At 55.4% G+C, this 22,432-nt stretch carries 21 protein-coding genes and 1 tRNA gene; 20 read left to right on the top strand and 2 right to left on the bottom strand.

Features of this window, described 5'->3' with window-relative positions:
• Nucleotides 1-45: 45 nt before the first annotated feature.
• From HMPREF1986_RS13170 to lexA, 20 genes are all read left to right on the top strand, one after another.
• Nucleotides 46-142, top strand: a tRNA-Sec gene (locus HMPREF1986_RS13170).
• A gap of 180 nt (nucleotides 143-322) precedes the next feature.
• A complete protein-coding gene (locus HMPREF1986_RS08635; protein ID WP_036600023.1) occupies nucleotides 323-1,564 on the top strand; it encodes a glycosyltransferase family 4 protein in 1,242 nt (413 codons plus the stop codon).
• Nucleotides 1,565-1,780: 216 nt separating this feature from the next.
• Nucleotides 1,781-2,182 carry a GrdX family protein gene (locus HMPREF1986_RS08630; protein ID WP_036599866.1) on the top strand — a complete coding sequence of 134 codons (402 nt, stop codon included), beginning with the start codon at nucleotides 1,781-1,783 and terminating at the stop codon, nucleotides 2,180-2,182.
• 220 nt (nucleotides 2,183-2,402) lie between these two features.
• Complete coding sequence (locus tag HMPREF1986_RS08625; protein ID WP_021774444.1) at nucleotides 2,403-3,683, top strand: glycine/sarcosine/betaine reductase component B subunit; 1,281 nt, start codon at nucleotides 2,403-2,405, stop codon at nucleotides 3,681-3,683.
• Between the two features lie 10 nt (nucleotides 3,684-3,693).
• On the top strand, nucleotides 3,694-5,007 hold the full coding sequence (gene grdB, locus HMPREF1986_RS08620) for a glycine reductase complex selenoprotein B (RefSeq protein ID WP_081688466.1): 1,314 nt from the start codon (nucleotides 3,694-3,696) through the stop codon (nucleotides 5,005-5,007).
• 69 nt (nucleotides 5,008-5,076) lie between these two features.
• Nucleotides 5,077-5,253, top strand: a complete 177-nt coding sequence (locus tag HMPREF1986_RS13165) for a hypothetical protein (protein ID WP_196806122.1) — start codon at nucleotides 5,077-5,079, stop codon at nucleotides 5,251-5,253.
• Nucleotides 5,254-5,442: 189 nt separating this feature from the next.
• Complete coding sequence (locus tag HMPREF1986_RS08610; RefSeq protein ID WP_036600022.1) at nucleotides 5,443-6,816, top strand: alanine/glycine:cation symporter family protein; 1,374 nt, start codon at nucleotides 5,443-5,445, stop codon at nucleotides 6,814-6,816.
• A 209-nt stretch (nucleotides 6,817-7,025) separates the two neighbouring features.
• The gene (gene trxB / locus HMPREF1986_RS08605) at nucleotides 7,026-7,973 is read left to right on the top strand and encodes a thioredoxin-disulfide reductase (RefSeq protein WP_036600020.1); all 948 of its coding nucleotides are present in this window, start codon (nucleotides 7,026-7,028) and stop codon (nucleotides 7,971-7,973) included.
• Nucleotides 7,974-8,051: 78 nt separating this feature from the next.
• Entirely contained in the window at nucleotides 8,052-8,375 is a 324-nt protein-coding gene (gene trxA, locus HMPREF1986_RS08600) for a thioredoxin TrxA (RefSeq protein WP_009214696.1), read from the top strand.
• 101 nt (nucleotides 8,376-8,476) lie between these two features.
• Nucleotides 8,477-8,956, top strand: a complete 480-nt coding sequence (gene grdA, locus HMPREF1986_RS08590) for a glycine/sarcosine/betaine reductase complex selenoprotein A (protein WP_081443150.1) — start codon at nucleotides 8,477-8,479, stop codon at nucleotides 8,954-8,956.
• A gap of 238 nt (nucleotides 8,957-9,194) precedes the next feature.
• On the top strand, nucleotides 9,195-10,739 hold the full coding sequence (grdC, locus tag HMPREF1986_RS08585; protein ID WP_036599861.1) for a glycine/sarcosine/betaine reductase complex component C subunit beta: 1,545 nt from the start codon (nucleotides 9,195-9,197) through the stop codon (nucleotides 10,737-10,739).
• A 14-nt stretch (nucleotides 10,740-10,753) separates the two neighbouring features.
• Nucleotides 10,754-11,908 carry a glycine/sarcosine/betaine reductase complex component C subunit alpha gene (gene grdD / locus HMPREF1986_RS08580; protein WP_021774438.1) on the top strand — a complete coding sequence of 385 codons (1,155 nt, stop codon included), beginning with the start codon at nucleotides 10,754-10,756 and terminating at the stop codon, nucleotides 11,906-11,908.
• Between the two features lie 450 nt (nucleotides 11,909-12,358).
• Nucleotides 12,359-13,378: a selenide, water dikinase SelD gene (selD, locus tag HMPREF1986_RS08575; RefSeq protein WP_242837368.1), complete on the top strand. Its 1,020-nt coding sequence runs from the start codon at nucleotides 12,359-12,361 to the stop codon at nucleotides 13,376-13,378.
• A gap of 17 nt (nucleotides 13,379-13,395) precedes the next feature.
• Nucleotides 13,396-14,880 (top strand): L-seryl-tRNA(Sec) selenium transferase, encoded by a 1,485-nt coding sequence (gene selA / locus HMPREF1986_RS08570; protein WP_021774435.1) that lies wholly within the window; start codon nucleotides 13,396-13,398, stop codon nucleotides 14,878-14,880.
• Nucleotides 14,877-16,799, top strand: coding sequence for a selenocysteine-specific translation elongation factor (gene selB / locus HMPREF1986_RS08565; protein WP_021774434.1), 1,923 nt, complete (start codon nucleotides 14,877-14,879; stop codon nucleotides 16,797-16,799). The genes selA and selB overlap by 4 nt, the downstream gene beginning before the upstream one ends.
• Nucleotides 16,800-16,876: 77 nt before the next feature.
• Nucleotides 16,877-17,896: a selenium metabolism-associated LysR family transcriptional regulator gene (locus tag HMPREF1986_RS08560; RefSeq protein WP_081688471.1), complete on the top strand. Its 1,020-nt coding sequence runs from the start codon at nucleotides 16,877-16,879 to the stop codon at nucleotides 17,894-17,896.
• An 11-nt stretch (nucleotides 17,897-17,907) separates the two neighbouring features.
• Nucleotides 17,908-18,567, top strand: a complete 660-nt coding sequence (gene yqeK / locus HMPREF1986_RS08555; protein WP_021774432.1) for a bis(5'-nucleosyl)-tetraphosphatase (symmetrical) YqeK — start codon at nucleotides 17,908-17,910, stop codon at nucleotides 18,565-18,567.
• Between the two features lie 73 nt (nucleotides 18,568-18,640).
• Nucleotides 18,641-19,000, top strand: a complete 360-nt coding sequence (gene rsfS / locus HMPREF1986_RS08550; protein ID WP_036600012.1) for a ribosome silencing factor — start codon at nucleotides 18,641-18,643, stop codon at nucleotides 18,998-19,000.
• An 82-nt stretch (nucleotides 19,001-19,082) separates the two neighbouring features.
• Nucleotides 19,083-19,784, top strand: coding sequence for a DUF5714 domain-containing protein (locus HMPREF1986_RS08545; protein ID WP_021774430.1), 702 nt, complete (start codon nucleotides 19,083-19,085; stop codon nucleotides 19,782-19,784).
• Nucleotides 19,785-19,888: 104 nt separating this feature from the next.
• The gene (gene lexA, locus HMPREF1986_RS08540; protein ID WP_021774429.1) at nucleotides 19,889-20,539 is read left to right on the top strand and encodes a transcriptional repressor LexA; all 651 of its coding nucleotides are present in this window, start codon (nucleotides 19,889-19,891) and stop codon (nucleotides 20,537-20,539) included.
• A gap of 338 nt (nucleotides 20,540-20,877) precedes the next feature.
• On the opposite strand, the gene HMPREF1986_RS08530 is transcribed toward lexA, so the two are convergent.
• Both HMPREF1986_RS08530 and HMPREF1986_RS08525 read right to left on the bottom strand, forming a co-directional pair.
• Nucleotides 20,878-21,279: a hypothetical protein gene (locus HMPREF1986_RS08530; protein WP_021774427.1), complete on the bottom strand. Its 402-nt coding sequence runs from the start codon at nucleotides 21,277-21,279 to the stop codon at nucleotides 20,878-20,880.
• A 42-nt stretch (nucleotides 21,280-21,321) separates the two neighbouring features.
• Nucleotides 21,322-22,416 (bottom strand): tyrosine-type recombinase/integrase, encoded by a 1,095-nt coding sequence (locus tag HMPREF1986_RS08525; RefSeq protein WP_021774426.1) that lies wholly within the window; start codon nucleotides 22,414-22,416, stop codon nucleotides 21,322-21,324.
• Nucleotides 22,417-22,432: the final 16 nt, after the last annotated feature.

The following is a 22,432-nucleotide window of genomic DNA, read 5'->3' as shown; positions in this document are numbered from 1 at the left end:
TTTGACAGCTTTTATGGGCTGTGCTATAGTTATGCCTGTGTTTTTGGAGGTGGTTAGGTAACTGGTGTGCCTCCTGGTCTTCAAAACCAGTGTTGGGCGCGTGAGCGTCCTGGGTGAGTTCGATTCTCACACGCCTTCGCCAGAAAATATACAGGCCGTCCTGTTTTTATAAGCCTCCCTGATCTTTTTGTTTTGAAGGATCGGGGAGGCTTGCTTTTCTTTAGGGAGAGGGCGGCGCTTTCCGTGTTTTCCGAAGCCGCATCCATCATTGCAGGCGGATGGAGGGCTCAGGCCGCACTTTTCCGGGAAGACTGAGGAAGATATGAAGATATTGAGTATCAGCGCGCAGAAGCCGAGCAGCACCGGGAGCGGGATCTATCTGACAGAGCTCGTCCGGGCTTTTTCGGAGCTTGGCATGGAGCAGCTCGTCGTCGCGGGAGTCTATCCCGGGGAGGAGACGATATTCCCGGAGGATGTCCGCTTTTTTCCGGTTTTCTTTAAGACCGAGCTCCTTCCCTTCCCGATCTGCGGCATGTCCGATGAGATGCCCTATGAGAGCACGCGCTACCGGGATATGACAGAGCAGATGGTGGAGCAGTTCTCCGCCGCCTTCCGATCCGTCCTCTTTGATCTTGTGGAGAGGGAAAAACCGGATCTCATCCTCTGCCACCATCTCTACCTTCTCACAGCCTTCGTCCGGGAATGGTTTCCCGGGCAAAGGATCTACGGATTTTGCCATAATACGGATCTTCGGCAGATGGAAAAGCACGGACTGAGACGGGAATGGATCCGAAGGAACATCGCTTCTCTCGACCGTGTCTTCGCCCCCCAGGAATTCCAGCTCCGGGAGGTCCAGAGAATCTATGCTATTCCCGGAGAGAAGCTTCGGATCCTGGGAGTTGGCTACAACAGACAGATCTTCCGCCTTCCGGAGGAAAAGACAGAGTCCTCCATGGAGAAGAGAGGAGGAATGGCCCGGAGAGAGGGAGAGAGAAGAGGAAAAAGGCTTCTCTACGCCGGGAAAATCGCAGAGAAGAAGGGAGTAATGAGTCTTCTCCGCGCCTTAAGACTCCTGGACCCGGCGCTTTTTCCCGCAGTCTCTTTAGCGCTTTTTCTCGCGGGCTCCGCCGGAAATCAGGAGGAGTACCGGAAAATCCGGGAGCTCTCCGAGGAGCTTCCCTTTCCGGCTGTATTCCTCGGGCTGCTCGGGCAGGAGGAGCTGGCAAAGCAGTATCAAAAGGCGGATGTTTTCGTCCTTCCCTCCTTCTTTGACGCGATTCCCCTCACCCTCGTAGAGGCCCTGGCCTGCGGCGCAAAGGCTGTCGTCTCGGAGCTTCCGGGGATACGGCGCTTTTTCTCGGAGAATACGCGGGGCGCCAATATCCGCTATGTCCCGCTTCCCGGTATGAGACATGCCGATGAGGCAAACCCCGAGGAGCTCCCCGCCTTTGAGAAGAGGCTCGCGGAGGCCGTCACGGGGGCGCTTTTGGATCCCTCGGACTCTGTCCCGGATTTAAGACAGCTTTCCTGGGAGGGAATTGCGGAGAAAATCCTCGCGGACTAGGGAGAAACTGGGAATTTAATGCTAAACTCTCCTGATAAAGAGAGTGCGGATTCTCTGTTTATACTGATAGATATTCTCTATAAATAGGGAATATTATTGAAATTTAATAAAAAGAGTGATAAATTAAAACTTGTCAATGAGATGATTTGTGAAATAACAGAAAACGTCTCAGAGATGCGCGGCTGTCCACCGAGGGCGGCGTCAAGAGGGGAGAACATGAACAGCTTTCAGATCATAACGAACAATCCTTCTCTGGAAGGAGAACTTTCCCATCGGTATCCTGAAGCCCCTATCGACGTTTCCTATCGGAAGCTCTCTTTCCGCTCGGTGCTGACAGCCGTCAGAGATGAGATCCACGGGGGGGCGAAGCTTTTGAGCCATCCCCTGAGCGGCAGCGTCAAGCCGCTGGAGACGCCCTATAAATCGGTCCTGATCGAAAGACGGGACGGGGCGGATCTGGATCTGGACTCCTTATCCCTTATCGAAAACGCGATTCAGGCCTGCGATAAATTCAAGGAGCAGGATAGGATACATATCCCGGAGCTGCAAAAGGATTTTCAGCTGGTCGACCGGAGCCTCATCCTGACTGCCGTCGACTCTTTGCTCTCCGACTTCTAAAGGTTTCTATGCGGGGTTCGCAAGAACCCACGTTTTTTGCGCGTAAAGAGAGGGATTTCCACAGGGAAAGGAGGAGAGGAGAAGCCTTTCGAAAGAAAAACGTCAGAGCAGAACGGCGTTTCATCGAAGGGGCTGCATTCAAAATGGCTATCACAATCCGAGGCGGGAAAGAATCCCTCCGAAGGATTGTTAGTACAAACATAAGACAGGAGGCAGATCAGTGAAACTGGAATTAGGAAAAATTTTCATCAAGGACATCCGTTTCGCAGAGAAGACAGCGCTTCAGGACGGAGTCCTCTCCGTCTCGAAGGACGATCTCCGTGAGGTCGCTCTCAGCGAGGAGAAGATCAAGACCGTGAGCTTCGATATTGCGAAGCCGGGTGAGTCTGTGCGCATCACGCCCGTGAAGGATGTGATTGAGCCGAGGATCAAGGTCGAGGGAAGAGGAGGAGTATTCCCCGGCGTGATCTCCGGCGTGGACACCGTGGGTTCCGGGAAGACCTACTGCCTGAAGGGAATGGCGGTTGTGACCGCCGGCCCGATCGTCGGCTTCCAGGAGGGCGTCATCGATATGAGCGGCCCGGGAGCGGACTACACCCCCTTCTCGAAGACCCTGAACCTCGTCGTGCTCTGTGAGCCGGTGGAGGGGACAGAGGCCCACGACTATGAGAGAGCGGTCCGCATGGTCGGCCTGAAGATCGCGACGCATCTCGCGGAGCTCTCGAAAGAGCTCAACCCGGATGAGACGCAGACCTATGAGACGCTGGATCTTCTGGAGGGCATGAAGGCCTATCCGGATCTTCCGAGAGTGGCCTATGTGCAGATGCTTCAGAGCCAGGGACTGCTGCACGATACCTATGTCTACGGTGTCGATGCGAAGAAGATTCTTCCGACGATTCTCTATCCGACCGAGGATATGGACGGGGCGATTCTCTCCGGAAACTGCGTGAGCGCCTGTGACAAGAACCCGACCTATGTCCATGAGAACAATCCGGTGATCGAGGAGCTCTTCAAGCAGCACGGAAAGACGATCAATTTCGTCGCCCACGTGATCACAAACGAGAATGTCTACCTGGCGGACAAGGAGAGATCCTCCAATCAGACCGCAAAGCTCTGCAAGATGCTCCACCTGGACGGCGTCGTCGTCTCCGAGGAGGGCTTCGGAAATCCGGATACCGATCTCATCATGAACTGCAAGAAGATCGAGGCCGAGGGCATCAAGACCGTGCTGATCACCGACGAGTACGCGGGAAGAGACGGAAAGTCCCAGTCCCTGGCCGATGCCGATAAGGCGGCGGATGCTCTCGTTACGGCGGGCAACGCAAACCAGGTCGTCGTTCTCCCGAAGCTCGACAAGCTGATCGGAACCTTGGACTACATCACCAAGATCGCGGGAGCCAACGCGGATACCCTTCGCGAGGACGGATCCCTGGAGGTTGAGCTTCAGGTTATCACCGGAGCTACCAGCGAGGTTGGCTTCAACAAGTTGAGCGCGAGATAAGGAGAGAAAAATGGCAAAGATTAAAGTTGTTCATTATATCAACCAGTTCTTCGCACAGGTTGGCGGCGAGGAGCAGGCGGATTATCCGATTGAGATCCGGAAGGGAGAGAACCTCGGACCGGGTCTTGCGTTCCAGCAGGCCTTCGGGGACGAGGCGGAGATCGTCGCGACCATCATCTGCGGAGACGGCTACTTCAGTGAGCACATCGACGATGCCAAGGCAAAGCTCCTCGAGATGGTGAAGGGGGAGAAGCCGGACATCTTCATCGCGGGTCCCGCCTTCAACGCGGGCCGCTACGGCTTTGCCTGCGCTACAGCCGCTATGGCGGTGCAGGAGGAGCTCCATATCCCGGTTCTCACCGGAATGTATATCGAGAACCCCGGTGTGGAGATGGCGAAGGACAAGGTCTATATCGTCTCCACAAAGAACAGCGCGGCTGGCATGAGAGATGCTGTGAAGAAGATGGCTCCTCTCGCATTGAAGCTCGCAAAGGGAGAGAAGATCGGCGCCTCCGTCGAGGAGGGCTATATCCCTCAGGGACAGCGTGTGAACTTCTTTGAGAAGGAGAGAGGCGCAGAGAGAGCGGTCAAGATGCTTCTTGCGAAGCTCAGCGGAAAGCCCTTTACGACCGAGTATCCGATGCCGAGCTTCGACCGTGTCGAGCCGAATCCGGCGGTGAAGGATATGGCTCACGCCACCGTCGCGCTCGTCACCTCCGGCGGTATCGTGCCGAAGGGAAATCCGGACCATATCGAGAGCTCCAACGCGAGCAAGTATGGAGAGTATGATATCACCGGTGTCAATGATCTCACGGTGGATACCTATGAGACCGCGCACGGCGGATATGATCCGAGCTATGCGAACCAGGATGCAGACCGCGTCCTTCCGGTCGATGTCCTCCGCGATCTCGAGAAGGAGCATGTCATCGGGAAGCTCTACAATAAGTTCTACACCACGGTTGGAAACGGAACCGCGGTGGCTTCCGCAAAGGCCTTCGCCGAGGAAATCGGAAAGAAGCTGAAGGAGGACCATGTCGATGCGGTCATCCTGACCAGTACGTGAGGAACCTGTACTCGTTGCGGTGCAACGATGGTTAAGGAAATCGAGAGAGCTGGAATCCCGGTTGTTCACATCTGTACAGTCACCCCCATCTCCATGACGGTCGGCGCAAACCGTATCGTCCCGGCGATTGCGATCCCGCATCCCCTCGGAAACCCGGCCATGAAGCCGGAGGAGGAGAAGGCGCTCCGCAGAAAGATCGTCGAGAAGGCACTGAAGGCGCTCGAGACCGAGGTCAGCGGACAGACCATCTTCAAGGATTAAAGAATCGGATCCATCCGCACATCTTCATGCTTTCCGCTGCTAAGACCTCTGCTTTGTGAAGCCGGGAGCTTGACGGCGAAAGCATGGATGGCGGCCGGTCACGAGATTCTGTCGATCAGAGAGGGAGGGGAGAGAAGCTCTGCTTCTCTCCCCTCCCTCTCTCTGCCTGCGGGGAAATCCGTCCGGAAGCTTGGGCATAATACGGAGGAGACAGCGGCGCACTGCGGGTCTTATGCCATATATTAGACAGGATTATCGCGGGTTGATTTAAATTTATCATGATTATTGCTAAACACGGCGGCTTATGCTAGTATGAGCTCAGCAATAAATCCTGCCGCATTTTGGGGCAGGGCGGATCATATCTCTTACTGAGAATCAGGCTTGGAGGGAAAGAAGCTGCATTCCGGTAAACCTATCCGAAAGGGGGATGTAACTTTGGAAGTCTTGTCAAATTTAATTGCAAAAGGAAATGAATTTTTGTGGAGCTTTCTCTTGATCCTGCTCCTCTGCGGCACCGGAATCTATTACACGATTCGCCTCCGCTTCATTCAGCTCCGCCGCTTCTCCGAGGGATGGAAGCTTGTGTTCGGGAGCATCAATCTCCACGGTACAAAGCATGAAAAGGGAGAGATGTCTCCCTTCCAGGCCATCGCCACGGCCATCGCGGCGCAGGTCGGCACGGGAAATCTCGCGGGAGCGGCGACGGCGCTCATCAGCGGCGGCCCCGGAGCGATCTTCTGGATGTGGGTCTCCGCATTCTTCGGTATGGCGACGATCTACGGAGAAGCGGTGCTCGCGCAGACCTATAAGGAGGAGCACAACGGCGAAGTCACCGGCGGCCCCGCCTACTATATCAAAGCGGCCTATCAGGGACCTCTGGGACAGATCCTGTCCAAGCTCTTCGCGGTATTCATCATCCTGGCGCTGGGCTTCATGGGCAATATGGTGCAGTCGAACTCTGTCGGCGCAGCATTTTCCGAGGTCTTTGAAGTCGCAAATGTCAATGTGCCCCCCATCGTGATCGGACTGGTGGTCGCGGCGATCGCGGCCTTCATCTTCTTCGGCGGCACAAAGAGGCTGGCCGCTGTGCTGGAGAAGGTCGTTCCGATCATGGCCGGAGTCTATATCCTCGGCTCCCTGATCTTCATCATCATGCATATCGGAGCAGTTCCGAACGCGATCCGCATGATCTTTGTCGGCGCCTTTGATCCGAAGGCGGCTCTCGGCGCAGCCGCGGGAATCACGGTCCGCGAGGCGGTCCGCTATGGTGTCGCGAGAGGACTTTTCTCGAATGAGGCGGGCATGGGCTCCACCCCCCACGCGCATGCGAGAGCGAAGGCCAGCTGCCCGGATGAGCAGGGTCTCTGCGCGATGGTCTCCGTCTTTATCGATACCTTTGTCATCCTGAATCTGACGGTCCTCGTCATCCTGACCAGCGGCATCCTCGGAAGCGCAAAGGAGAACGGCATCACCGGAATCGCTCTGACACAGGGCGCCTTTGACGCGGGCTTTGGAAGCTTCGGCACGATCTTTGTCGCATTCTGCCTCTTCTTCTTCGCCTTCTCCACCGTGCTCGGCTGGCACTTCTTCGGCGCGGTCAATGCGAAGTATCTCTTCGGATCGGATTCCGCAGTGAAGGTCTATTCTCTGATCGTCGTTTTGTGCATCATCCTCGGCTCGACGATGAAGGTGGATCTTGTCTGGGATATGGCGGATTTCTTCAATGGACTTATGGTAATTCCGAACGTCCTCGCACTTTTGAAGCTGGGATCCGTCGTGGTCAATACCAGGAAATTGGGGAAGGGCTGAATAAGCCTATAGTGAAATCCTATAAATAGGCGAAAAGCTTTGAAGATTACAGCATATGTGATAAAATATCCGCGTCAGGGGAACGGAAGATACTCTATATGTAGAAAGTTCCCGATATAGGACGTTTTGATGATCCGGGGGCGAGAGGGACATCCTTCTCCTCCCGGATGGTCATGAGGATTTCAGGCACAAAAAGGAGAAACGGGAAAATGAGCAAGATTTATGATGTCATTATTCTCGGTGCCGGTCCCGGGGGACTGGCTGCCGGACTGTATTCCGGCAGGGCACGGCTCTCGACCTGCATCATCGAGAAGGGGCAGGACGGAGGGCAGATTGCCATCACCGATTCGATCGAGAACTATCCCGGACAGATCGTGGAGGGAGAGTCCGGACCCTCTCTCATTAAGAGGATGACGGAGCAGGCGGAGAAGTTCGGCTGCGAGAGAGTCAGGGATACTATCAAGTCCGTGGAGCTCGGAGGCAAGATCAAGAAGCTTGTCGGAACAAACGGAAGCTATGAGGGGAAGACTGTGATCCTCGTCACCGGCGCCTATCCCCGCCCCATCGGCTGCAAGGGAGAGCAGGAGTTCCTTGGAAAGGGAGTTTCCTACTGCGCAACCTGCGACGCGAACTTCTTTGAGGAGCTTCCCGTCTATGTGGTAGGAGGGGGAGATGCCGCTGTCGAGGAGGCGATGTATCTGACGAAGTTTGCGAGCTCCGTCACGCTCATCCACAGGAGAAACGAGCTCCGCGCGGCAAAGTCCATCCAGGAGAGAGCCTTCAAGAACGAGAAGCTTCATTTTATGTGGGATTCCGTGGTGGAGGAGCTCGGAGGGGATGATATCCTCCAGGAGATGAAGGTCAAAAATGTGAAGACGGGAGAGATCACGGAGATTCGCGCCTCGGAGGAGGATGGGATGTTCGGGCTCTTCGGCTTCATCGGAAGGATTCCGAATACCGACCTTCTGAAGGACTGCGGTCTTACGATGGATGACAGAGGTTATATCCCGACCGATGATGATATGAAGACCAATATCCCCGGTGTTTTCGCCGCGGGTGATGTCCGTGTCAAGAGCCTCCGCCAGGTCGTGACGGCTGCCGCGGACGGCGCGATCGCCGCCACGCAGGCCGAGAAGTATATCAACGAAAATCCGTAGTCGAACGAGGCTTTCCGGATTGCGGATTTCGCGAAAAGCTGTTAAGATGGATTTGCAGGCAGATTAGAGGAGGGACTTATGTTAGAGGTAGATAAGAACAGCTTCGAGCCGGAGGTTCTGAAGGCTGAGGGCTATGTGTTTGTGGATTTCTTCGGAGACGGCTGTGTGCCCTGTGCGGCGCTCATGCCCTTCGTCCACAGTCTCGCCGATCAGTATGAGGGAAAGCTTAAGTTCTGCTCCCTGAATACGACCCGCGCGAGGAGACTCGCCATCGGACAGAAGGTTCTCGGACTGCCGGTCATGGCGATCTACAAGGACGGAGTGAAGGTCGAGGAGCTTGTGAAGGACGACGCGACCGAGGAAAACATCAAGGCTATGGTGGAAAAGTACGCGGCGATGTAATCCAATTCAGCGTAAAGGGCGAAAGCCTTTACGATATATGGACAGAGAGGGTCCTTCTTCGGGCTCTCCGCGTCCGATCATTTGAGGAAAGGAGAAAGAAGATGTCTATTTTAAAGGGCAAGAAAGTAGTCATCATCGGTGACCGTGACGGTATTCCGGGACCCGCCATCCAGGCGTGTGTCGAGAGTGCCGGCGGTGAGGTTGTTTTCGCATCCACCGAGTGCTTCGTGTGAACGAGCGCAGGCGCGATGGATCTCGAAAATCAGAAGAGGGTAAAAGACTTCGCTGAGAAGTACGGCCCCGAGAATCTCGTAGTGGTTCTTGGAGCGGCGGAGGGCGAGGCTGCAGGACTTGCAGCTGAGACCGTCACAGCGGGCGACCCGACTTTCGCAGGTCCGTTGACAGGGGTCCAGCTTGGACTCACGGTATACCATGTTTGCGAGCCGGAACTCAAGGAAGAGTTCGACCCGGCGGTTTACGAGGATCAGGTCAGCATGATGGAAATGGTGCTGGATGTCGATGATATCGTAAACGAGATGAATGAAATCCGGAAAGAATATTGCAAGTATCTGAGTGCATAACGGATAGGGTTCGTCCCAGGACGAATCCCCACCATCCATAAAGCAGACAGTCTTTGAGGGGGCGGAGAGGTGGATTACCTCAATGCTTCCTCTTTTTCTTTCTTCCATTCTTCCAATATTGTAATTTTGTGCTTCTGCTGTCAAGGCCCGGAGACGGGATCTTATGACACGCTCCTTTTGGTGCGGGAGGCATTATATATATTCCACCAATTCACTATCATTCAAACGAGGTATGTACATGAACAGTGTAATCAAGGGAAGCGGTTACTGTCTCAGCTATACGCCGGGACTGATGCTCCACAACGGATCGACCATCACCACAGAAAGAGTCGTGAATCCGGACGGAGAGTTCCTGAAGGAGATGGGGAAACATGTCCGCTCCTACGAGGACTGCGTGGCGTATTGGCCGAATCAGGTCTATATCGGAAACGCAGACCCCGAAGAGCTTCGGAAGGTGGAGTTTCCTTATTATGATAAGAAATTCGAGAATGCGAGCCGCTATGGAAAATTCGGAGAGATCATGCCGGAGGCGGAGTTCCTGCTCCTCGCGCAAAGCTGTGACTGCTTCGAGGTCTTCTATCTGGAGAAGGGCTTCGTCGAGGCCCATAAGAAGGAGCTCGCGGCAGATCCTGTGATCACGGAGGCGATCCTTAACAGAGTGACCGCGGGTTCCGAGCTCTCCGAGATCGAGGCCCTGGTCTCGAACGGCGAGGCAGAGGGACTTTACTACGAGGATAAGCTTGTCGGCTGCGTCAAGAGAGCGCATGATATCGATGTGAACCTCTCCGCGGAGGTCATGCTCGAGAACCTCATGAACAAGGCCAGCAGTGTCCTTGCAATCCTTCATTCTCTGAAGAATGCCGGAATCTCCCCCGACGATGTCGACTATGTGATCGACTGCTCCGAGGAGGCCTGCGGAGATGTGAACCAAAGAGGCGGCGGAAACTTCGCAAAGGCGGCGGCGGAGATCGCGGGTCTGAACAATGCGACCGGATCCGATTCGAGAGGCTTCTGCGCGGGACCGAGCCATGCGATGATTGAGGCGGCAGCCCTGGTAAAGGCCGGTGCCTTCCGCACGGTCGTCGTAATCGGAGGAGGCTGCGTTCCGAAGCTCGGCATGAACGGAAAGGATCATGTGAAGAAGGGCCTTCCGATGCTGGAGGACTGCCTCGGAGCCTTCGCTGTCATCGTCTCCGAGAACGACGGGAAGAGCGCGGAGATCAATCTCGACATTCTCGGCCGCCACACCGTGGGAACCGGAGCCGCTCCGCAGAATGTCATCGGCTCCCTCGTCGCGGACCCTCTGGAGAGGGCCGGACTCACCGTCAATGATGTGGATAAGTTCTCCCCCGAGATGCAGAACGCGGATATCACAAAGCCGGCGGGAGCCGGGGATGTCCCGATGGCAAACTACAAGATGATCGCGGCACTTGCCGTGAAGAAGGGCTGGCTCCAGAAGTCCGAGCTCGCGAGCTTCTCCGAGGAGCACGGTCTTGTCGGCTATGCGCCGACCCAGGGTCACATCCCCTCCGGCGTGCCCTATGTGGGCTTTGCCAAGGAGAATATCGAGGCCGGTAAGATGAACCGCGTCATGATCATCGGAAAGGGCTCCCTCTTCCTCGGAAGGATGACAAACCTCTTCGACGGTGTCTCCTTCATCATCCAGAAGAATACGGCGGAGAACGAGCAGGGTGCGGTCTCGGAGGATGAGGTCAGGAAACTCATCGCAAAGGCCATGAAGGATTTTGCGGCTTCCATCCTCAGCAAAGAGGCGGAGGCATAAGGAAAGGCGGAGATATGGCTAAAAATTTGGATCGACTGATCGCCGACACCTTTCTGGATATGGCGAACGGTCTTGAGACCGGGAGCTTCGGCAAAAAGCCCCGGATCGCGCTCACCGGCATGGGCAGTGAGCACGGAGAAGAGAACGCCATGGAGGCCGCCGCGGCAGCGGCGAAGGACGGCATCGATGTCGTCTACCTCGGCTCCCTCCAAAGAGACGGCGTCAGCACCATCCTGGTAAAGGATGATGAAGAGGGCCATGCAAAGATGGATGAGCTTCTCGATCAGGGGGAGATCGACGGCGCGGTCACGATGCACTATCCCTTCCCCATCGGCGTGTCCACCGTGGGCCGCTCCATCACACCGGCGCTCGGGCGGGAGCTCTTCCTCGCAAATACCACAGGGACCTCCAGCACAGACCGGATCGAGGGCATGATCAGAAATGCACTCTATGGCATCATCACGGCCAAGGCCTGCGGCCTTTCGGATCCCAGTGTCGGCATCCTCAATGTGGATGGTGCGAGGCAGACGGAGAAGGCCTTAAAGAAGCTCTCGGAGCAGGGCTATCCGATCCGCTTCGCAGATTCCAGCAGGGCGGACGGCGGCTGTGTCATGCGGGGAAATGATGTCCTCCGCGCCTCCTCCGATATCCTGGTCATGGATTCTCTGACGGGAAATGTGCTCAGCAAGCTCCTCTCCTCCTATACGACGGGCGGTTCCTTTGAGGCCGCCGGCTACGGCTACGGCCCCGGTATCGGAGAGAACTATGAGAAGCTCGTCATGATCGTCTCGAGAGCCTCGGGCGCTCCTGTCATCGCGAATGCGATCCGTTTCGCGGGACAGCTGGTCCGCGGCAGGGTCTTCGATCTTGCAAAGGAAGAATTTGCGAAGGCAAAGAAGGCGGGCCTTGAGAATATCCTTCAGGAGCTCCGCGCTTCCGCTAAGCCCGCAGCGGCGGAGGAGAATGTGAAGGAGCCGCCGAAGGAGATCGTCACGGCGATCATCCCCGGCATTGAGGTCATGGACCTGGACGATGCCGTCCACGCCCTCTGGAAGCTCGAGATCTATGCGGAGAGCGGGATGGGCTGTACCGGACCGATCATCCGGATCTCCGAGGCAAATGAGGAGAAGGCGAAGGCAGAGCTCAAAAAGCTCGGCTATATCGGATAAAATTCGGATCAAATCCTTCTCGGATTCCGCTTTTTCCTTCTCCGGGTCTTAGGAGAAGGGAGAAGCCCGCAGAAAGGGGAGAGTGCTGTATAATAAATTTTTATCATGGCATGTCCCTGAAGAAAGAGAGCGCCGGCATTCCCGGCGCTCTTATTCTGTGTGCCAGTGAGCCAAGCTGCAGCGGGAGCGGATAAGAGTTTCTGGGGCTGACTTATTGACTTTCCTGATAAGTCAAGTAGAATAGAAATAGCAGCAAAGAGGAGATTTTTATTACTTTTCAGGCGGATCCGAGAGAGAATTTTCTCATAAAGAACAGGAAAGGACAGTCCGTCCGGCGTTTGTCGGCTCGGCAGAATTCTACGCGGCGATCTGCGGAAAAGGAAATGCAGAAGGAAAAAAGATACAGAAGGAAAAAATATGCAGAAGAAGGAAGAGATAAAGCTCACACGGATGACGAAGCAATCCGGCTGAGCGGCTAAGATAGGTCCTGAGACCCTTGCCCAGGTTCTGGGCAAGCTGCCGAAATTTGAAAAGGATGACAGACTTCTCGTGGGGCTTTCCACCTCGGACGATGCCGCGGTCTACAAGGTGTCGGAAGAAGTCGCCATGATACAGACTGTGGATTTTTTCACCCCGGTCGTAGATGACCCCTATACCTTTGGCATGATCGCTGCGTGCAATGCGCTCTCCGATGTCTATGCCATGGGCGGCATCCCAAAGGTCGCACTGAATATCGTCGGTTTCCCGAACTGCCTTAATCCCGAAATCCTCGGGGATATCATGGCGGGCGGTGCGGAAAAGGTAAAGGAGGCGGGCGCGCTTTTGATCGGCGGGCATTCCATCCAAAATGATGATCCCCTCTACGGGCTCTGTGTCTCCGGCTTCGTCCATCCCGAGCGGATTCAGAAGAACTACGGGGCAAAGCCGGGCGATGTCCTGATCCTCACAAAGCAAATCGGATCCGGCATCATAAATACTGCCGTAAAGGCCGAGCTCGCCTCGGAGAAGGCCATGGAGGAGGCCGTGAGAGTCATGGCGTCCCTGAACAAAAAGGCAAAGGAGGCCATGGATCCCTTCCATGTCCATGCCTGTACGGATATCACGGGCTTCGGGCTCCTGGGGCATGCGATGGAGATGGCGGAGGCCAGCAGGGTGAGCTTTGAGCTTCATTTCCGAAAGATTCCGCTGATAGAGGCTGCGAAGGAATATGCGGAGCTCGGGCTTGTCCCCGCAGGCGCTTATCGAAACCGGAAGTATACGGAGAATAAGCTCTCGATCCTCGGGCTCTCCGATACGGATGCGGATCTTCTCTTTGATCCGCAGTCCTCCGGCGGTCTCCTCTATGCGATTCCCGCGGAGGAGAAGGACAGCGCGATGGACGCTCTTCTTGCGACCGGACTTGATACGAAGGCAGAGGTCATCGGGAGCGTGGAGATGCTCGAAGAGAAATTCATAACAGTGAAGCCATAAGGAAGGCGGAGAGAAGGATGAATCAAAATCTGTTGTTTCGCAGGATCCCGAAGGTGGATCTCCTCCTGGGAAGAGAGGAGATCCAGAGTCTGATCCCACTCTACGGGAGATGCCGCGTCACAGAGGCGGTGCAGGAGGAGACGGATAAGCTTAGGGAGGAGCTCCGAGCCGAAATCGAGAAGGCGGAGAAGAGAGAGAGTCTTCGGAAGGGGGAGAGCGGGAGAGCAGAGCCTTCGGAAGCCGAAAAGGAGGCGGAGGCAGCGCTGGAGCGAAGCCTTTCCGAGCGAATTGAGAAGCTTCCTGAGAGGATCCGCATTTTCCTGGAGGAGCTCTTTCGCCCGGGGCTTAGGCGGGTCATCAACGGATCGGGAACCATCCTCCACACGAACCTCGGGAGGGCCCCCATCGAGCGGAGGATCGCGGAGAGACTCGCAGATCTCGTCTCCTCCTACTCGAATCTGGAATACCGCCTGTCCGAGGGGAGAAGGGGGGAGCGCTACTCTCACTTCGAGAAGCTCCTCTGCCGCCTGAGCGGGGCAGAGGCCGCGATGGCCGTAAACAACAATGCCGCAGCCGTGCTCCTGATCCTCTCCACCCTCGCTTCGGGTGGGGAGGTCATCACCTCCCGGGGCGAGCTCGTGGAGATCGGCGGAAAATTCCGGATCCCGGATGTCTGCGCGCAGAGCGGGGCAAGACTTGTGGAGATCGGATGTACGAACAAGACCCATCTCTCCGACTATGAGGAGGCCCTGAATGAGAACACAAAGGCAATCCTCAAGGTGCACTCCAGTAATTACGCGCTCGTCGGCTTTACGGAATCCGTGAGTGCCGCGAGCTTAAAGCCTCTCGCGGAAAGGCACGGGCTTCCGCTCATCGAGGATCTCGGAAGCGGAGTGCTCCTGGACCTTGGAAGATATGGGAGGATGCACGAACCGACCGTGCAGGAGGCGGTCCGAAACGGCGTCGATGTCGTCTCCTTCAGCGGGGATAAGCTTCTCGGCGGTCCGCAGGCCGGGATCATCGTCGGGAAGAAGTGCTTCATCGACAGGATGAAGAAGCATCCCCTCACAAGAGCGGTCCGGATCGATAAATTCACAGTCGCCGCTCTGGAGCTCACCCTCCTGGAATATCTCAAGGAGGAGGGGATCGAGGAGCGGATTCCGACACTCCGCATGATCGCGGAGACGGAGGAGAAGGTTTCGGAGAGGGCGGAGCGGCTCCTCTCTATGCTCCTTGGAAGCTGCCGGGGAGCGGAGCTCTCGACCCTCCCCTGCGAATCCCAGGTGGGAGGGGGCTCCCTGCCTCTGGAGGAGCTTAAGAGCCGGGCTCTTTGTATCCGTCCTCTTTCGATGAGCATAACGGCGCTCGAGGAGCGGCTCAGGGGCCTTCCGCTCCCCATTATAGGACGTGTCGCGGAGGAGAGGCTCCTTTTGGATCTTCGCACGATTTCGGACGCAGAGCTTCCGGAGCTTGCCGAAGAGCTGAAAGAGGTGATCGGATGAAGCATATCATCATAGGGACGGCGGGACATATCGATCACGGGAAGACCACACTGATCCGCGCCCTCACGGGGAGGAATACGGATCGGCTGAAGGAGGAGCAGAGCAGGGGCATCACGATCGAACTCGGCTTCACCTGGTTTGACATGAAGGACGGCACGAGATGCGGCGTCATCGATGTCCCGGGGCATGAGAAATTCATCAATAATATGGTGGCCGGCGTCGTGGGCATGGATCTTGTTCTGATGGTGGTCGCCGCGGATGAGGGGATCATGCCGCAGACAAGGGAACATCTCGATATTCTGGAGCTTCTTGGCATAAAAAAATGCATCCTCGTCCTGAATAAATGCGATCTCGTGGAGGAGGAGTGGATCAGCATGATGGAGGAGGAGATCCGAGAGGAGCTGAAGGGCACCATCCTGGATCATGCGCCCCTCGCCAGAGTCTCCGCCGCGACGGGAGAGGGGATCGACGCTCTGAAGGAGCTCATCCTCCAAATGGTGACAGAGGATGTGCCGGAAAAGGATGTAAACGGCATCCCCCGCCTTCCCATCGATCGGGTCTTCAGCCTGCCGGGCTTTGGCACCATCATCACGGGGACTCTGCTCTCCGGAAGGATCAGCAGAGGGGACAGTCTCTCGATCTACCCGGAGGGGCTTTCCTGCAAGGTCAGAAACATTCAGGTCCATGACCGAGATACCGATCTCTGCGAGGCTGGGCAGAGGGTGGCCCTGAATCTGTCCAATGTGAAAAAGTCGGATCTCAAGAGAGGCTCCGTCATCGCTCCCTCCGGCAGCATGGAGAATACGACCCTCATCGATGTGAAGCTCAGCGTGCTGAGGGACTCCGGGAGGAGCATCCGGAACAGAGAGCGCCTTCACCTTTTCACCGGGACCAGTGAGCTTTTGTGCCGGGCCGTCCTCCTCGATCGGGACGAGATCCCGCCGGGGGAGACCGGACCCGCTCAGCTTCTCTTGGAGGAGGAGCTCGTCGTAAAGAGGGGGGATCGCTTTGTCGTCCGCTTCTACAGCCCACTTGAGACGATCGGGGGAGGGATCGTGCTGGAGCCGAATCCCAGGAAGAAGAAGCGCTTCAGCGAGGAGGCGATCGCGGAGCTCTCCCGGAAGGAGAGCGGAAGCCTCGCCGATGTGTGCGAGCTGAATATCCGGGCGGAGAACGATACCCTTATCAATCTGAGGGAGCTTGCGAAGAACATGTCCCACTCCGAGGAGGAGCTGAAGCCCTGCCTTTCGGAGCTCAGAGACAGGGGACTGATCTATGAATTTGTGCTTCGGAAGGACTGCTATTACTGGCACAGAGACAACGCCTTCATCATAGAGCAGGAGATACAGAGGGCGCTCCGGAGCTTCTACGAGAAGCATCCCTACCGCTACGGCATCCGAAAGGCCGAGATCCAGAGCGTCTATATGAAGTCGGTCAAGCTGAATGTCTTTGACGCCTGCATGGAAAAGCTCTGTGCGGACGGTTCCCTGCAGCTTCGGGAGGAGTATCTCTGCCTCCCGGGGAGGGAGATCCCGAAGGATGAGAGATATCGGGATATAGAGTCGCTCATTACGGAGCAGCTTGAGAAGGCGGGCTACGAGTTCCTCCGCTTTACAGAGCTCTCACGGAAGAATTACTCTGACGAGCTTATGCTGGATGTCATTCACGTGCTCATGGATGAGGGAAAGCTGGTCCGGATCGGAGGGGAAGAGCTTGAGATGTATACCATGAAGCACTTCATGGACAGCGCAAAGGAGGCGGTAAAAAAGCATTTTGAGACCAATGAGCTTCTGACCATCTCGGAGATCCGGGATATGTTTGCGACGAGCCGAAAGTGCGCAAAGCCCATCATTTTATATATGGACAGCCAGAAGATCACAAAGAAGCTCGGCGCGGAGACAGAGAGAGTCGCATATTGAGGGGAGCGGAGTTCATCCGTTTTCTCCGGCGTTTCCACGGGGATGATCGCGCATCCGTTGAAAAAGGAAGGGACAGCATGAATATCAAACAACTAGAAGCCTTTGTTCGGATCGTAAAAAATAAAAGCTTTTCGCAGACCGCAAAAGAGCTTTTTCTCACTCAGCCTACGGTGAGCGCCTATATCAGTAACCTTGAGGAGGAGCTCGGAGTGCGCCTTTTCCTCCGAACTACGAAGGAGGTAAATATTACGGAGGCCGGGGAGAAGATCTATCTCTATGCGAAGGAGATCATTCAGCTCTCCAATCAGATCCGGGAGGTGACGAGCGGAAGGCAGGAAGGAGCGATGGAGAAGGAGATCGTGATCTCCACCTCCTCCATCCCCGGACAGTATCTGCTTCCGAGTATCCTGGCTTCCTACAGCAAGTCCTATCCCAATGTGGAATTCCGGACCAATGAGACCGACAGCAGGGGAGTGGTGGACGATATCGTGAGCCACAGGGCGGAGCTCGGCTTCTGCGGCACCATGATCCAGAGGAACGGATGCAATTATCTTCCCTTCTACGATGATGAGCTCATACTGGTCACGCCGAACACCCCGAAATATCGGAAGAGGAGGGAGCTCGGCTTTCAGATGGACTGGCTGAGCGAGGAGGACTTCATCATGCGGGAGAGCGGCTCCGGGACGAGGAAGGAGGCGATGAAGATCCTCGCGCGTCTCGGCTTCATGCCGGAGGATGTCCACATTAAAGCGAGCTTCGCCAGTACCGGAGCCATCCTTCTCTCCGTCAGAGAGCAGGTCGGGGTCGCCATCGTATCCAAGCTCGCCGCAAAGATGGAGATTCGAAACGGCGCGGTGCTCCCCTTCCGCCTCTCTGAAAACGGCTGCTTCCGGAAGATTTATCTCCTGACCAGTACGGAGTTCTCCATGTCGGAGGGGGCCAAAAAGCTGGTAAAGATGATGCAAAATCACGTCCGGAGGATGCAGATGAAGGGGAGGGCGAGCTTAAGTCAGATCGGAAATCCGGAGCCGAGAATCATAAAAGACAGCGCACCCGAAGGGAAGAAGGAGGGTCTTCTCTCCTCAAAGAAGCATTAGGGGGAGACAGAATGGCGTCAGAGCGCTTTTGTAAAAAAACACCGACGGAGAAAACGGATCTTTCGAAAATCATGGCAATGCGGGAGAAGCTCTCCGAGCTCTTGAAGCCGGAGCGCTACGAGCATTCCCTGAGCGTCAGCTTCTCGGCGGCGGCCCTCGCTATGCGCTATGGGGCGGATCTTCAGAAGGCGGAGATCGCAGGGCTTTGCCACGACTGCGCAAAGCATTTTGGAAAGCAGGAGCTTCTTCGGGCCTGCGAGAGAGACGGTCTTGTTCTCTCCCCGGAGCTCCTTCGCTTCCCGCAGGTAATCCATTCCTTTTATGGGGAGATCTATGCGGAGAAGCTCTTTGGGATCCGGGATCCGGAGATTCTGTCCGCGATCCGCTTCCATACGCTGGGCCGCCCCGGCATGAGCCTCCTGGAGAAGATCATCTTTACGGCGGACTTTATAGAGCTCCGGCGTTATAAGGCGGCAGGGCTTTCTGAGATCCGAAGGATGGCCTTTCTCGATCTGGATGAGGCGGTGTATCTGATCTTAAAATCCACGATAGAATATCTGAGAGAGCGCGGGGGGGAGATCTGCCGGGCCTCCCTCGAGAGCTACGAGTATTACCGAAAAGTCCATGAGGAAAAAGGGCGGAATGCGGATCCCGCCGCTTTACTTCGATAGCTTTAAGGAAGAACCTGCTCTGTCCTGTGAGACAGGGAGGGCGTCTCCCTCGAAAAGAGGGGAGAGGAGGAAGATGGTAGCGGAAACTTCAAGGGCGATGGCGAAAACGGCAGTGGAAATCTGCGAAGAAAAAAAGGGACAGGAGATCTCAATCATTGATATCTCGGAGATCTCCGTGATCGCAGATTATTTTGTGATCGTGACGGCGGACAACAGCCGACAGGTGGAGGCGCTCTCCGATTCCCTGCAGGATGGCATGGCGAAGAGGGGCTACGGGATTCGGAGGGCAGAGGGAAAGCCGGACTCCGGATGGATCCTCCTGGATTATAATGATATCATCATCCATGTCTTCGATAAGGAGCAGAGATTCTTCTATGATCTTGAGAGGATCTGGTCAGACGGAAGGAAGATCGTGGATCCGAAGGAGCTCTGATCCTGCGGTCAATCGCATTAGTAAAGAGAAAGAGGAGGAGATGGAAAACTCATTGAGGAAAATGGAGCCTCGCGGAGAACGAATGAAAGACGGCTGCCTGATCTGCGGAGCGGCTTTGGAATATCTCAGCGATGAGATCCCGATGAAATGCTCCATCTGCCATAAGACAGAGCACAGCAAGACAAGATGCGTCCATGGGCACTATGTCTGTGATGAATGTCATATGAAAGGAATGGACAGCATCTTTTCCTTTTGCATGAAGAGTCAGAGCAGGGATCCCGTAGAAATCCTGGAGGGGATGATGTCTCTTCCTTTTTGCCATATGCACGGACCTGAGCACCATGTGATGGTCGGAGCAGCCCTTCTCAGCGCATGCAGAAATGCCGGGAAAAAGATAGATCTGGAGCATTCCCTCCTGCAAATTTACCGCCGCGGAAGGGAAGTCCCCGGGGGATCCTGCGGATACTGGGGCGCCTGCGGCGCCGGCATCAGCACAGGAATCTTTGTCTCTGTGCTCACTTTTTCCTCTCCTCTTTCCGAAGAAAGCTGGGGCCTCTCCAATCTTATGACAGCGAGAGCTCTGGAAAGGATCGGACGATACGGAGGACCCCGCTGCTGCAAGAGAAATTCCTATCTGGCACTTATAGAGGCGGTAAAGCTTATAAAAGAATACTTCGATATCCCGATCGAGATCAAAAAAATCCGCTGCTCCCGCTCCTCCCGAAATGAACAATGTCTGAGAAAACGCTGCCCCTTTTTCAGGAATGCTGACTCGGGATCCTAGTACAAATGTTTGTAGATGCCGGAAAGATATGTTAAAATGGAAGGGATCCAAGAATTAGCCGGAATAGACTGGTCCTTGAGAGAGGGGACGGAAGGGAGGTAAAGATGGGAAGAAAAAAGAAGGAGCCGGATGCCAATCATATGACAGAGATGCAGGCCGCAGTTTTTCAATATCTGAAAGCCCATGTCAAGGAAAAAAATTACGCTCCCTCTGTTCGGGATATCTGCCGCGCGGTCGGGCTCAAGTCCACCTCCAGCGTCTTCAGCTACTTGAATGATCTCGAAGCCATGGGGCTCATCCGGAAGGATCCGACGCATCCCAGAGCGATTCAGATCCTGGGGCTGAATCAGGATGCCCGGGAAGAGGGCGGGAGAGAGCTCGTGCAGGTCCCGCTTCTCGGCACCGTCGCCGCGGGGCAGCCGATCTTTGCAGAGGAAAACATCACCGATTATTATCCGATCCCGGTAGATATGCTTCCCAATCAAAGGATCTTCATGCTGAATGTGAAGGGGGATTCCATGATCAACTGCGGTATCCTGAGCGGAGACCGCGTCATTGTGGCACAGCAAAACAGCTGTGAAAACGGAGAGATCGTCGTCGCCCTCATCGATGACAGCGCCACCGTAAAGCGCTTCTATCGGGAAAAGGATTATATCCGGCTCCAGCCGGAGAATGACAGCATGTCTCCCATTCTGGTGGAAAACTGCGAGATCCTCGGAAAGGTCATCGGCCTGATCCGGATGGGACTTCACTAAATCATGTCCCGATCTTTTTCCTTCCCCGCGGAAGAACGGAAACAGGGAAAAAGCACTTTTCATTGGGACAGGTAAAAACAGTAAAGGCGGAGGAAGAGTGGGGCAGCGCCGGAAAAGCCAGGGAAGCCAGGATAGAAGCATACTGGGATAAAGATAAAGAAAGATAGAGAAGCAGAAGGAGCTCTCGGGCATATGTCAATTTTAATTATGACATGCTTCCGGGAGCTCCTTCGAGGAGATATGCTTACCTGAACTTATACTTTAACTTATACTTTCGTGAACTTATCGGAAAACCGGGCGTCAGCCTGCGCTTAAAAACCAGCTCTCGGACTCGCAGCTCAAAACCAGCCTTCCGCTTCCCTTCCCCAGAGGCCATTCTCTTTATATTTTTTTACGCGCCGCTGGTAGCTTCGGAGGAGGAGACCGGCGTAGTCCGCAGTTTCTGCGGCGCTGTGCCCCTGTCGGTAGAGGTAGACCTCGCAAATCCTTCGGAGCTTTCCAAGCTTCCTCCTTTTCCCGGCATTCCTCTTTAAGAGATCCTCGTAGACCGTGATCTGGAGGAGGGCGCTTCCGTCCCGCCATTCGGAGAGGAGATAGCGGGTTCCGTGCCGCTCTGTGAGCTCTGACAGGAGAGAGAGCTCCTTCTGAAGCTTCCCGTAGTCCTCCCGGGACGGGCAGAGGATGCGGACGGATTCCGTCCAATGTCTTCCCACTCCGATTTCAGACCAGCGCTTCAGCATGTCTTTTCTCCCTTTTCGTATTTATCCCTCCGCGATACTTCCCTAATCCTCTCTTAAGTGCACGCGGTTTCTCGCGCTTCTCCGGCGTTCCTCCTCCAAAGCGGCGTAGTGCTTTTTCGTCGTATTGACATCCTCATGCCCGAGGACGTCCGCCACGAGATAAATGTCCCCGGTCTCCCGATAGAGATTCGTGCCATAGGTGCTCCGGAGCTTATGCGGAGTAATATGCTTTAACGGCGTGACGGCAGAGGCGTATTTTTTGACCATGTTTTCGACTGCCCGTACGCCGATCCTTTTTTTCTGAAGGGAGAGGAAGAGAGCGTCCTCCGAGCCGGAGAGCGCAGCCATCTTTTTCCGGGCCTTGAGGTAAGAGGAGAGGATGCGCTCTACCTCATCGCTGAAGTAGACTGTGACCTCCTTTCCACCCTTCCGGTGAATGCGGATTCCGTCCGAATTCAGGTCCAGATCCTGTAGGTTCAGCCCTACGCACTCGGAGACGCGGATCCCGGTGCCGAGCATGAGGCTTAGGATCGCGGTGTCCCTAAGGGCCGTCTTTTCGTGAAAGCGCTGCTGCCTCTCCGTCAGCTTTTCCCCGCTCTCCGCTGTATCCAGAAGATCCGCGACCTCGTTTTCGTCCAGACGGACGATTTCTCGTTCCCTGAGCTTTGGGAGGATGAGGAGAGAGGCCGTGTCCTCCGAAATCAGCTGATCCCGGTAGAGATACTTGTAAAAGCTCTTGAGAGAGGAGATCTTTCTCTTGATGCTCCGCTCATGGTTCAGAATCTCGACTCTTCCTTTTCCTTTCCGCCCGGGAGTCCGGTCCTCCGGGAGCTCCTCCTGTTCCCGGACCCGATACTTCAGGTATTCCATATATTCCTCCAGGCGGAGAACCGGAAGGTCCGCGATATCCGACAGGACAAATTTTTCGATCGGCTTTCCCGAGAGCTCCGGGACGGAGTCTGAGAGAAACTGAAAAAAGACGCGAAGATCATAGGCATAGGCGATTCTCGTCCGGGAGGAGGTCCTCGGTTCAATCGCTCGGAAAAAGCAGCGGCAAAACGGCGGGAGCTCCTGAAGGAGCCCGCGGAGCTTTAAGGTATTGTCGCGATCCATCTGTTCATGGTATTTCAGAGGCATCTTTTCCTCCTTTCTC

This window comes from Oribacterium sp. oral taxon 078 str. F0263, assembly GCF_000469565.1.
Taxonomy (GTDB): domain Bacteria; phylum Bacillota; class Clostridia; order Lachnospirales; family Lachnospiraceae; genus Oribacterium.
The sequence above is the reverse complement of the archived record's forward strand: the minus strand, read 5'-3'. Positions and strand labels throughout refer to the sequence as shown.